The following is a 12,503-nucleotide window of genomic DNA, read 5'->3' on the forward strand; positions in this document are numbered from 1 at the left end:
GTACTTGACGAGGTCAGTTGTGTGAATAGCTGACGAAATAAGGTGGTACCGCGACTGTTTATACAGCCCCGCCCTTATCTTTTTAGAAGATAGGGGTGGGGCTTTTTATATTTAAAAGGAGGAATAGATGATGAGTACTTTTATTGGTGGAGCTTGGCCGTATGCGAATGGCTCTTTACATCTTGGGCATGTTGCGGGTTTATTACCTGGGGATATTTTAGCTCGCTATTATAGAACGAAAGGTGAAAATGTTCTTTACGTATCAGGAAGCGATTGTAATGGAACTCCGATTGCTATTCGGGCCAAACAAGAAGGGGTTACTGCAAAAGAAATTGCAGACTATTATCATGAGGAATTTGAGCGATGTTTTAAGGAGCTTGGTTTTACGTATGATTGTTATACACGTACAGATGCACAGCATCATCATGAAACGGTACAGAAGATTTTCTTACGTTTGTTAGAAGAAGGATTTATTTATAAAAAGACAGTTGAGCAAGCATATTGCGAAACGTGTACACAATTTTTACCGGATCGCTATGTGGAGGGTGTCTGTCCACATTGCCATGAACCAGCACGCGGTGATCAATGTGATGCATGCTCAGCTATTTTAGATCCACTCGATTTATTAGAAAAGAAATGTAAGCTGTGTGGAAATACGCCAGCAGTTAAGGAAACAGAGCATTTCTATTTTGCATTGCATAAATTTCAGCAGCAGATTAATGATGCGATAGCGGTTGCAAAACGAGAAGGAGCATGGCGTGATAATGCAATCCAATTAACAGAGCGTTACTTAGAAGAAGGATTACAGGACCGGGCTGTATCACGTGATTTACCAATTGGAGTGCCAATTCCAGTTAAGGGATATGAGGATAAGAAAATTTACGTGTGGATTGAAGCTGTTGCTGGTTATTATTCAGCGAGTAAACGATGGGCTGAAGAAATGGGCGAAGATGATGGGGAGTTCTGGAGTAGCAGCGCGAAGACATACTATGTTCATGGGAAGGATAATATCCCGTTCCATTCTATTATTTGGCCAGCTGTATTACTTGGGATAGGAGAAAAGGCAATTCCGCGGCATATCGTTTCCAATGAATATTTAACTGTTGAGAAACGAAAGTTATCGACAAGCAAAAACTGGGCAGTATGGGTACCAGATATATTAGAGCGGTATGATCCAGATTCGATTCGTTATTTCTTAACGATTAATGCACCAGAAAATCGCGATACCGATTTTTCTTGGCGCGAATTTATCTATAGCCATAACAGTGAGTTGCTAGGCGCATATGGGAATTTTGTAAATCGTACATTAAAGTTTATTGAGAAATATTATGACGGTGCGGTACCAAAGGGGCATATAAATCCAGAGCTAAAAGAAAGAATAGAGGAATTATATCGCAGTGTAGGAAATGCGATTGAGCAGGCTCATTTTAAAGTAGCGTTGGAAATGATTTTTGAAACGGTACGATTTACGAACAAATATTTTGATGAGCAGGCGCCCTGGAAGCAAAGGGAGGAAGAGCCTGTTGCTTGCGAAGAGACGATTTACACCTGTGTATATTTTATTGTGAATTTTGCGCAGTTACTGGAGCCGTTTTTACCGTTTTCAAGTGAAAGGGTGCGGAATATGCTAGCGATTACGAATACGGGCTGGAAATGTGAAAATATATTGCCAGAGCGGATAAGTCATGTACAGCCTTTATTTGAAAGAATTGATATAAAACAAATTGAAAAAGAGGTAGAAAGGTTATATGGAGCATGAAAGTAAAAAGAGCACATGATGTGCTCTTTTTTTAGGCGCTATGTTCTATGCTCTTTTTCTTCTCTTTCCGTGCAGTCAAAATTTGTGGTGTGAAAATACCAAGCAATATGCAAACAATGCCGAGCCATTGCATCGGTGATACGACTTCATGAACAAGAGTGATAGAAGCAATGATTGCTGTTGGTAGTTCTGCAGCACCTAAAATGGTTCCCAATCCTATGCCGACTTTTGGTACACCGATGGAGAAGCAAATTACCGGTATAACAACACCGAAGAATCCAAGGAAGAAAGCGTACTTCCATAATCCAGCTTGCAAGGCACCATCCATTAAAAAGGTTGGTGGAAAGAATAAACACACAATAAGTGTAGCACTTGTTGTCATAAGGAAGCTTTTTGTATAGGGTGATACATTTGTAGCAACGCGGCCACTTGCAAAGACATAAAAGGAAAAAGAGATAGCGGCTAACAGTCCAAAGATAATACCCTTTGTGGAGAAGTTTTGACCAAGCCCTTCAAACACACCGCCTGCAAATAATGTTCCGGCAAATAAAATAATAATAGATATTACTTTTTCGCGGCTTGGTAATGTCTTGTTAGCGACTGCGTCAATGACTACTCCAATCCAGGTAAATTGAAAGAGTAGAACAACAGCGATGGAAGCAGGTAATTCTTCTACAGAAATCGCGTAGAAAATCCCGGTCATGCTCATTGTTGTTCCGACAGCTAATAAGGTCAATGCTTGTTTTTTCGAGACTTTATGACGCGAGAAGAAAAGAACGAGCAATAAAAGTCCCACCCAACCAAATACATATTGTCCACCTAGTAACTCATGTGCAGAAAACCCGTTCATAAAGCCAAGTTTGAAAATTGTAGAAAGTACGCCGTAGCTGCAGGCGCCAAATAAAACTAATAATGAAAACTTAAATTTCTCCATAAAAAATCCTCCTTCGACAAATAAAAAACGCCCGCTGTCCAATTAAGGACAGCGGGCGAACGAAACAGAGTGAAAACTCTACAAAATTCCGCCACTCACAATCGTGTGTGAGTTTGGGTATAAAACATTTGATAATGACTATGACTCTAGTTTATAGCAATCTCTTTTACATTTTCAATATAAAGTAGATGTAATTCTTCTCGCAAGTTTTTGTGTGTTTTTTTAGAAATCACATGTGAGAAGAGTTGCGCGTATCTTCTAAAATAAGGATAAGTGAATTTCTAAAAGTTAACTATGCGAAAATGAGAGAAAAGTGCAATTTTTTTGTATATAATAAAGGAGAAATGAAAAAATTTGAAAATATATAATAGATATTAGGAGAATTTGCATGAATATGGGGTATTTTAGTATTTCCCTTACAAAAATGTAATCTAAATGTAAGCTATTGTGATAGTTATTTCGACAATTTTTTTATACAATAATAGTAACAGTTTGAACGTGATGGATGCTGTAGATAAGAGAGAAAAGGAGAGATCGACATGGAATGGATTCATGAATTATTTCAGCAATACGGTTACTATGTAGTACTTGTAGGATTGCTGTTAGAGTATATTGCGCTTCCGTTTCCGGGAGAGCCAACACTAGCATACGCGGGTTTTTTGGCGCATCAAGGGGATTTACAATTACCCCTTTTAATTATCTTATCATGTATTGGAACGAGTGTTGGGATGACAATTCAGTACTTTTTAGGTAATAAACTTGGTATGCCGTTTGTACAGAAGTATGGGAAGTATGTGTTTTTAACGCAAAGAAAAATTGATTTAACGAGAATGTGGTTTGATAAATATGGATACTTCCTTATTTTTATCGGATTCTTTATTCCAGGTGTACGCCATTTTACTGGATACTTTGCAGGCATTATTAATTTACCATTCCGTCGCTTTGCTATAACGATTTACTCTGGTGCTCTATTCTGGGTATCTTTCTTCTTAATCGGTGGCTATTGGTTAGGTGGAAACTTACATGATATATTTGGAGTACTTGGACAACACATTGGGAAAATTATCTTTGGAGTGATTGTTATTGTAGCAATTACGTTAGGAGTTCGTTTCCGCAAACAATTAAAACGTGTTTTTGTACAAGGTGCAAATTAATATGGAATCCATTCTATGTCGAAATTTGGAAAGAGCAGTGCTAATAGGCACTGCTCTTTTTTATTGAAATCCATCCCCCTCACATTCTGAGCGAGCCGCTTACGCTTTTTAGTGTATTTTCCATTTTGCTTTTATTTTACCTGTAAGGTTGTCACCAGTAACTACAATATAATATGTTCCTGTTTTAGTTGCTGAAAGTTTGATGAGAAGATAAGGAAAAATCGATTTTCCCTCCATATTTCACCTCGTATATTATGTATTTTAAATATATTATATAGTACTTCTTAATATGAATACATCATTACTAGGGAAAGAGGAAGCTGCAAAAAAAATGCAGCTTCCTCTTATTTGTTTATAAATTGTTTATTTTTACCTCCTATTCTAGAAGCAAGGAGGCGATTAAGATGAAAAAAGCGGTGCTAGAAGTAAAAAATGTAACGAAACGGGTGAAAGGGAGAAGTTTATTAAATCATCTATCTTTTTCTGTTTATAAAAATGAGATTTGTGGCTTTGTTGGCCCAAATGGTTCAGGGAAAACGACATTGATTCGGACAATTATGGGTTTGATTAAACCAAATGAAGGAGAGGTCCTAATTAACGGTGTTAGTGTACAAAAAAATCGTGAAGAAGCACTTCAGTATGTTGGCGCGATTGTAGAATCTCCAATTTTCTTTCCTTATATGTCTGGGCGGAAAAATTTACGAAACTTGGGTAGAATCACAATGAACTCTGGGGGAGAAAACTTAGAGCGAAAAGTTGAACAAGTGTTAAAAATTGTTGGGTTAGAAAATCGTGCCGATGATAAGGTAGGCACTTATTCATTAGGAATGAAACAACGATTAGGAATTGCACAGGCACTTCTTGGGGATCCAGATTTTATTATTTTGGATGAACCTTCCAACGGATTAGATCCAGTTGGGATTAAACAACTTCGAAAGATTGTGCTCGATTTACAGCGTGATAAAGGAATTACCTTTTTTATTTCAAGCCATCTCATTCGTGAACTTGAGCTTATGTGCGATTCATGGGTGATGATTCGAGAAGGAGCGCTCATTTGGCGGGGGACGACGGAAGAACTAAAAGGGAATAGTAAGGATCTAGAAGATATCTTTGTGGAGATGATGAGCTCATGATGAGGCTAGTGCGCTCTGAATGGGAGCGACTTTGGGCGAAGAAGGTGACGTGGCTTTGTTTTGCGGGAATACCGGTGATGTTATTTGCTTCAGCAAAGTATTATATCGGACATAATCAAGCTATTGCAAAAACAGCTGTAGATTATACGTATTCCAATACATTTCCCGTTATGGGTTTAGCAGAAATGCTAATTAGTGCATTTAATCTTATTTTGCTTGTTACAATGGCTCTTATGATTTCTCATGAATATCATAGCGGGCAAATGAGAATGGTATTGCAGCGTGCCTATACGTATCGGCAAATTTTACTTGGGAAAATGATTACTATGTTTCTTATGATGGCTTTGTTTTTTCTTGTGTATTTCACTTGTAGCTATGTAATTGGTTATTTATGTTTTAATTTTAATCCAAACATTTTTCTTTTTTATTATGAACAGCCAACTAGTAGCGGGATGGAAGTTTTTCTTTATACACTGAAATATTACGGTGTGGCCTATGTAATGATGGTTTGTGTAATTAGTATCTTTATGATGCTTACAGTACTTAGTAAATCTACAACGAGTGCAATTGCATTTGGTATCGGTTTTATTATTCTTTCTTTAGGGGTTCCAGAAATTATGCAGCATTTTGTGCCGACTAGGCAGGTAGTATTTGTACGTTATTCATCAATTGTAAATTTACAGTATGAGGGAATTGCATTATCGCTTATAGGAAAAGGAAATTTTATTTATCTTTGTTTAGGAGTATTAAGCGTTTATATCGCTATTTCTAATTTTATTACGTTTTACGTCGTAGGGAAGAAAGATCATTTTGTGTGAGGTGATTGGAATGAAGCAGTTAATGATAAGTGAATTTGAAAGGTTTTTTTCTCGGAAAAAGACAGTGGTAATATGTGGTGTTTTTTTTGTTTTGTTACTTATAGATTGTCTCTCTATACAACATTGGGGAGTCGCAATTTACAATCCAGATGGTGCCTCGGCACCAATAAGTCAATTGAATTTTCAAGTTGCTTTAGGGAAAGAACTATATATCATTTTATCATTATTAATCTTTCCCATTTTATTTATTGATAGTTTTAATGGAGAGCGGTCATCTGGTTCCTATCGTCTCGTTTGTATAAGACCCATTAAGAGAGGGAAATTGTTAGTGGCTAAATGTCTTACTCAAATTGTTGTTGTATTTTTACTTTTATTTCTTATGTTTGTCGTAAGTTATATATACGGTAAATTATTTGTTTCGTCAGCCGAGTATACAACATTTTTACATCAAGATATCAAATATAATGCAGCAGAAGCTCTTTTATATACATTAAAATTCTACGGGATTTTAGTATTCATTACCGCTACGAGTTTAATGCTAGCGAGTTTCGTAAGTTTATGGATGCCAAATGTAGTACTTTCTTTCTTTATGACAATTGGAATCATGTTTGGGACGCTCTATATTCATGACAGTTTTTCTTATTTTATAGCGGCGGGTCAAGAAGTAATTCGTATTTTAAGTGATAGAGATTCCATATTCTACCTTGTGAATGGTACAATTTTAGTAGTTTGTATGCTTTTAAGTTTTATAACGTGGCGGACAAAAGATTTGTATGAGTAAAGGGGAGAATGACCATGGCAGGTACAATTTTAGTTGTTGATGATGAAGAAGATATTTTAACGTTTATTGCAGATAGTCTTGCTATGGAAGGGTATCACGTGCGAACAGCTTTAGAGGGGAAGGAAGCATTAAGCCAACTAGATGATGAGGTAAGTTTAGTTTTGCTCGATGTCATGCTCCCTGATATGAATGGATTTGAAGTGTGCATGAAGATTCGAGAGCAGCAAACTTGCCCGATTCTATTTGTAAGTGCTGATAGCAGAGAGCAATCCCGTATTGAGGGATTGATGATTGGTGGGGATGATTATATTAGTAAGCCATTTAGTTTAAAGGAACTAAAAGCGCGAATCATTGCTAATTTACGCCGTGCTACAGATTTACAAGAGCCGTCTGAGAAACATGCTCTTCGTTATGGAAACATCTTAATTGATTTGCAGAGTTATGAAGTCTCAGTAGAAAATCAAACGATTCATTTTACAAAGAAGGAATTCGAGGTCGTAAAGATGCTGGCACTTCATTCTGGACAAGTGTTAACGAAGGAGCAGCTCTTTGAGAAAATTTGGGGTTACGATAATGAAAGTGATGTGTCTACTGTTGTTGAGCATATGAAGAAGATACGGACGAAACTTAGTATGTATGACCGGGAGCGTACGTATATTCAGACGGTGTGGGGAATTGGGTATAAGTGGAGTGTAAAGTTATGCTAGAAAAGCTCTCAATAAAAAAACAGTTAATTGTTGGATTCATTACTATAATAGCGGGTAGCATCCTTTTATCCATCGCAACGCTTGGGGCATTTGTATATTGGTGGCAGAAGAGTGGAGAGCAATTGATGCACCCGGCTAATTACTACGAAAAAAAGATCCCAATGATTCAAGAGTATGCAGGCAAAAAAGGAGAGCGTTTATTAGATAAAGAAGAGCAACAAGAATTGGAGAAGTTAATTCCAAGAGAAGGGATTACATATCAAGTAATTGACGTAAAAGGAAATAAGCAGTATGGAACATATACAAGACGGGTAATAAGTCAAAATAATCCACTAGCTAATAATCTAAATATAAGTTTACATGTAGAAGGCATAGATAAAAATACGACTTATTATACGCCACTTCTGAATGCTGATGGAGAGTTGAAAGGTGCATTAGGGCTTAACTATACGTTAGATGTTTCTTATGCGAATGGTTGGATTGCCTTATTTGTTATATTTGTACTTGGGTCTCCTTTTGTATATGTTAGTTTGTTATCTTATATTGTTTCTCATCGAATTGGAAAAAGATTATCCAGACCAATGAAAGAGCTAGTAGACGCTTCAAAAAGAATTGAAGCGCGTGATCTAGATTTCCGCTTGGAATATAGAGCGAAAAACGAGATAGGTGAGTTAGTTATGTCGTTTGAAAATATGCGTGCAGCATTAGCCGATAGCCTATCTCGCCAATGGGAACTAGAAGAAGAACGGAGAGAATATGTAAGAGCAATTTCTCATGATTTGAAAACACCATTAACAATTGTACAAGGGCACACAGAAGGACTGCAGAGTGGCCTATGGAAAAATGAAGAATTACTGGAGCGCTATTTACATACGATTGAGCGGAATACAAATCGGATGGCGAAGCTTCTTGGGGAGTTCAATACAGTAAATCAGCTAGAGAGTTTTTCATTTCAATTGTTATTAAATGAAGTAAACTTACAGAGTTTTTTCAGCAAGAAGATTGAAGAATATGAGTATATTGCTAAGAAGAAAGAAATAGAATGGGACGTTATGTTTGAGAATGATGATGCTATATATTCACTTGTGTTTGATCAAGAGAGAATCAGTCAAGTGATGGATAATATCGTGATGAATGGTGTGCGTTTTACGCCAGAGGAAGGCAAGATACTAGTAAAAGTAAGTGTGCAGCATGACGGATTCCAGTTTCATGTGTACGATTCAGGAACTGGTTTTCAACCTGGAGACGTACAAAAAGTATTCCGGCGCTTTTATCAGGAGGACAAATCACGATCAAGTAGTAAAGAACATTCTGGGCTGGGATTATATATTGCGAAGTCGATTGTAGAGAAGCATGGCGGAAATATATTTGCGGAAAATAGTTCAGTATGTGGGGGAGCACATGTATGGTTTCGGATTCCGAGTGCTTGAGATATTTCGAAGCGCCGATATATTGAAAAAAGAGGATAGAAGATTAATCTTCTATCCTCTTTTCTATTAAGAGTTGCTCTCGACTCCGCGTCCAGTCTCTTCTTCTGGATCTTGTAATAGGTTAAATACATCTGCTAAGCAAAATGCGATAAACCAAGTCCAAAGACCGTGGAAGAAAGCTGAGCTTAATTGTAATGGTAATGTGTAATTCGTCATTGAGAAGGAAATACATCCTCCAACGATTCCGATCATTGTTAATAACATTGTTTTTTGAGCATTTTCTTCTGGATTAAAGAGGAAGAAAATGTATCCGCCTAATATTGAAGCGCTTACAAGTGATTCGATTCCATTAAAAATGATATGTTCTCCAAGCTGAATGTTTGTCCAGAAGCAAATCATGCCACCGATAAGAGCAAACAGGACAGCTACCATGTACCGTATACGTTGATTCATATGTTCATCTCCTTATGTAATAAGAGGATTTGGAAGTCAAAAAGGTAGGTATAGTAATAGAAGTGAATTTTAGTTGTACGCATCTTTTTTAGAGTAATGAAGAATGACTAAGATAATCGGCCTTTTTCAACCGTTTCTTGTGTGATGTGAAAATGATTCGTTATTACGTAAACTTGCCTGAGATATACCCGACTTCTCGTTTCTTTTTGCTTATAAAGTAAGAGAAACTCCCAAGGCTATACATTCTTTTTTGTGAGTCTTATTGTATTATAACATATTTAGCTTAATAATAATAGAATTATCTGATTTTGTAATAAGTGTAAAATAATTTTAAAAAATATATTACATGGATTAATATTCCATTTTATTGTACAATTAATTTAATTGAATTTTTAGTTAATTTAAAAGGAGGACATTAGATGGGGTCACAAAAGCAGCATATCATAGTTACACCTACGAAAAGTATAGGGGTTTCTTTAGTATTAACGTTTTTGTTCGGTTCTTTTGGAATGTTGTATTCAACAATTATTGGTGCAATTATTATGATTATTATTGAGTTAATTGTTGGTATTGTAACATTTGGTATAGGGCTTTTTGTTACCCATTTTATTTGTATGGTTTGGGGAGCAATTGCTGCTCATAATTACAATCAAAGACTATTGAATGGAACGAATACTTATACATCGTAATTTAGCTGGCATAAGTAATTTATCCCGCATTAACGGACAGTAACACTCCCACCTCAGAATTCAGCGAAAGCAAAGAAGTTAGGTGGGAGATGAACTGTCCGTAAAAGCCCGATTGGTGAGGGCTAATAATCAGTGGGGGATGAAGAAAACCCCCACTGATTAAAGTTTCACTTTATATGAACTAACATTCCTGTCATTGGTAATTAGATAAATAAAGACGCAAGGAATTGTAATTCCTTGCGTCTTCTTATATTCGTTTGAAACGTCCAACGATTTCAACGGTTTCTGTAATATTCATAAACGCATGATTGTCTACATGACGAATGATACGCTTGATTTCTCCTAATTCGTAACGAGTTACGACAGTGTAAATCATTTTTTTCTTATGGTTGGTATAGCCGCCGACAGCGTCTATCATCGTTACACCACGTATGCCGTGATGCAGTAGTGCGCTTTTCATTTCCTCGCCTTTTTCTGTAATTGTCATTATCGTTAATTTAATGTGTTTTGTATGCACAGCATCGATTACCTTACTAACAACAAAACGGCTAATTAACGTGTACAGTGTAATATCCCATCCGAAAATAAAGCCAGCGACAACAAGTAAGAGTAAGTTGAAGCCAAAAATAATAGCACCAATCGAAATGTCTTTATATTTCGCTACAATCAATCCAACAACATCAAAACCACCTGTTGAAGAAGCAAATCGGAATATAATCCCTGAGGCTGCACCACAGATGACTCCACCAAATACAGAAGAAAGTAAAATGTCCTCTGAAACTTGATGTACGGGAATAATGTTCATGGCTACAGATGATACTGCCACGAAGTAAGCTGTTAAGAAAGTAGTTTTCTTTCCTAAGTAAAAATGACTTAGAACAAGTAGTGGGATGTTTAATAAAAAGATAAGTGCACCGATATTATAGTGCATTAAATAACCGATAATCATCCCTACACCAGCGAAACCACCGCTAATCATATTATGCGGGATAAAAAACATATTCATTGAAATAGCATACAAAGTGGAAGCTATAAAAATAACAAYYAACTGTATCATAAATTCCAAATGAAATGTTCTAGCTGCTGGGAAGGATAAAAAGGCGGTGTCGGGAACGTAATCGGCGTCTCCTAATTGACCCATAGTATGTTTCATCTCCATATTCATTTTTGATTACAAGAAGAGAATAATGCTTTTTTCAAAAACTGGCAACCGTTTTATTATAATACAAAAATTTTATAAATTTCTAAAAAATTAAACCTATTCAGTTATATGTGTGAATATACTAAAGAAAGCGAATACAATGGTTTTCTGTATCATTTTTGTGAGAAAATATGCAAAACATTTATTTGAAAATAAAAGGAAATAGAGAACGTTTGGAGAATGTGCTAAAATGAGCTTATTAAGGATGTGAAGCGATGGAATTTTTATTGCAAGATGCAATTCTATATATAACTTTTGTAACGACAGCATTCTGTTTATTAGAAGTCTATTTTCTCGCTAATGTTTCTCGCTTTGTACGCCAACAAGCATCAAGCGGTAGACAAAAAGCTTTCGCAATAGTTGATACATGTGAAGCGCGTATAGGGAATATCCTGCTTTTCTCTATCTTCTATAAATATGGAATGGTTCGTTCGGTTCGCAGACAAGAATCGAGTGGAGAGAGTGACGAGGTCGGTCCGTATACACCAATGTTTCGCTAACTAATTACGAAACATTGGAGGAATAAGCATGTTAAAATCATACCGAGCTGTGCTCGTTAGTTTATCATTATTATTTGTTTTTGTTTTATCTGGTTGTAGCAGTACGGCACCAATTGATGCACATAGTACGGGGGTTTGGGATCACTATTTTGTTTATCCAATCTCGCTCATGCTTCAATTTGTTGCTCATCATGTACCTGGCGGAAGCTTCGGTATTGCAATTATTATCATTACGCTTGTGATTCGCTCAGCGATGATTCCATTAGCTGTTGCGCAATATCGTAGTCAAATGAAAATGAAAAAAATGCAGCCACAGATACAGAAGTTGAAAGAAAAGCATGGTAATGTAAGCAAAGATATTGAAAAGCAAAAACAATATCAAAAAGAAATGTCAGAACTAATGAAAACAGGCGGTTGGAATCCACTTGCTGGGTGCTGGCCAATCTTTATACAAATGCCGATTTTCTCAGCATTGTATTATGCGATTAGTCGTACTGAAGAGATTCGTACATCTTCATTTTTATGGGTAAACTTAGGACATGCAGATCCGTATCATATTTTACCGATTATTGCAGCGCTAACCACGTTTATTCAAATGAAAATTATGCAGTCGAATGCACAGGCTGGGGAGCAGGTTCCAATGCTCAAAATGCAGCAATTTATGATGCCGGCGATGATTTTATTTATGGGATTTGCCGCACCATCAGGACTTGTCGTGTATTGGATTACAGGTAACATATTTACAATGCTACAAATGATTGTGCTTAGAAAAGTGATGGAACGCGAAGAAGGACAATTACAAAATGCATAGAAGAAAGCCGCTCAATTGAGCGGCTTTTATTGATTTGTTGAAGTTTGTCCCGCATTAACGGGCAGTAAGATCCCCACCTCAAGATTCAGAGAGAAACGAGGAAGATAGGTGAGGGATCAACTGTCCGTAAAAG

At 36.7% G+C, this 12,503-nt stretch carries 13 protein-coding genes and 1 other annotated feature (1 of these 14 cut by a window edge); of the genes, 10 read left to right on the top strand and 3 right to left on the bottom strand.

Going from position 1 to position 12,503, the window contains the following annotated elements:
- Positions 1-79, top strand: a binding site (T-box leader); it begins 195 nt to the left of the window's first position.
- A gap of 51 nt (positions 80-130) precedes the next feature.
- Positions 131-1,759, top strand: coding sequence for a methionine--tRNA ligase (gene metG / locus AC1DIT_RS01405; RefSeq protein WP_016132388.1), 1,629 nt, complete (start codon positions 131-133; stop codon positions 1,757-1,759).
- Positions 1,760-1,790: 31 nt separating this feature from the next.
- On the opposite strand, the gene AC1DIT_RS01410 is transcribed toward metG, so the two are convergent.
- On the bottom strand, positions 1,791-2,693 hold the full coding sequence (locus AC1DIT_RS01410) for an EamA family transporter (protein ID WP_016131083.1): 903 nt from the start codon (positions 2,691-2,693) through the stop codon (positions 1,791-1,793).
- A gap of 539 nt (positions 2,694-3,232) precedes the next feature.
- Here AC1DIT_RS01410 and AC1DIT_RS01415 point away from each other — a divergent pair.
- From AC1DIT_RS01415 to AC1DIT_RS01440, 6 genes are all read left to right on the top strand, one after another.
- Positions 3,233-3,847: a DedA family protein gene (locus tag AC1DIT_RS01415; protein ID WP_016112437.1), complete on the top strand. Its 615-nt coding sequence runs from the start codon at positions 3,233-3,235 to the stop codon at positions 3,845-3,847.
- 404 nt (positions 3,848-4,251) lie between these two features.
- Positions 4,252-4,980, top strand: coding sequence for an ABC transporter ATP-binding protein (locus AC1DIT_RS01420; protein WP_016112435.1), 729 nt, complete (start codon positions 4,252-4,254; stop codon positions 4,978-4,980).
- Complete coding sequence (locus AC1DIT_RS01425; protein WP_016112434.1) at positions 4,977-5,798, top strand: ABC transporter permease; 822 nt, start codon at positions 4,977-4,979, stop codon at positions 5,796-5,798. The genes AC1DIT_RS01420 and AC1DIT_RS01425 overlap by 4 nt, the downstream gene beginning before the upstream one ends.
- 10 nt (positions 5,799-5,808) lie before the next feature.
- Positions 5,809-6,579: an ABC transporter permease gene (locus tag AC1DIT_RS01430; RefSeq protein ID WP_016112433.1), complete on the top strand. Its 771-nt coding sequence runs from the start codon at positions 5,809-5,811 to the stop codon at positions 6,577-6,579.
- Positions 6,580-6,593: 14 nt separating this feature from the next.
- Positions 6,594-7,286 (top strand): response regulator transcription factor, encoded by a 693-nt coding sequence (locus AC1DIT_RS01435; protein ID WP_016112432.1) that lies wholly within the window; start codon positions 6,594-6,596, stop codon positions 7,284-7,286.
- Entirely contained in the window at positions 7,280-8,716 is a 1,437-nt protein-coding gene (locus AC1DIT_RS01440) for a sensor histidine kinase (RefSeq protein ID WP_016112431.1), read from the top strand. Before AC1DIT_RS01435 ends, AC1DIT_RS01440 begins: the two co-directional genes overlap by 7 nt.
- 66 nt (positions 8,717-8,782) lie before the next feature.
- On the opposite strand, the gene AC1DIT_RS01445 is transcribed toward AC1DIT_RS01440, so the two are convergent.
- Entirely contained in the window at positions 8,783-9,169 is a 387-nt protein-coding gene (locus AC1DIT_RS01445; protein WP_016112430.1) for a DUF3938 domain-containing protein, read from the bottom strand.
- A 419-nt stretch (positions 9,170-9,588) separates the two neighbouring features.
- On the opposite strand from AC1DIT_RS01445, the gene AC1DIT_RS01450 reads away from it, so the two are divergent.
- Entirely contained in the window at positions 9,589-9,858 is a 270-nt protein-coding gene (locus AC1DIT_RS01450; RefSeq protein ID WP_016112429.1) for a hypothetical protein, read from the top strand.
- 247 nt (positions 9,859-10,105) lie between these two features.
- Here the strand turns inward: AC1DIT_RS01450 and AC1DIT_RS01455 are convergent, their stop codons facing one another.
- On the bottom strand, positions 10,106-10,999 hold the full coding sequence (locus AC1DIT_RS01455; protein WP_476998021.1) for a YitT family protein: 894 nt from the start codon (positions 10,997-10,999) through the stop codon (positions 10,106-10,108).
- Positions 11,000-11,274: 275 nt separating this feature from the next.
- On the opposite strand from AC1DIT_RS01455, the gene AC1DIT_RS01460 reads away from it, so the two are divergent.
- Together AC1DIT_RS01460 and AC1DIT_RS01465 are read left to right on the top strand one after the other, a co-directional pair.
- Positions 11,275-11,559: a hypothetical protein gene (locus AC1DIT_RS01460; protein ID WP_016112427.1), complete on the top strand. Its 285-nt coding sequence runs from the start codon at positions 11,275-11,277 to the stop codon at positions 11,557-11,559.
- Between the two features lie 28 nt (positions 11,560-11,587).
- Positions 11,588-12,370 carry a membrane protein insertase YidC gene (locus AC1DIT_RS01465; protein ID WP_016112426.1) on the top strand — a complete coding sequence of 261 codons (783 nt, stop codon included), beginning with the start codon at positions 11,588-11,590 and terminating at the stop codon, positions 12,368-12,370.
- Positions 12,371-12,503 lie beyond the last annotated feature (133 nt).

Source organism: Bacillus sp. 05T22 (assembly GCF_056396765.1).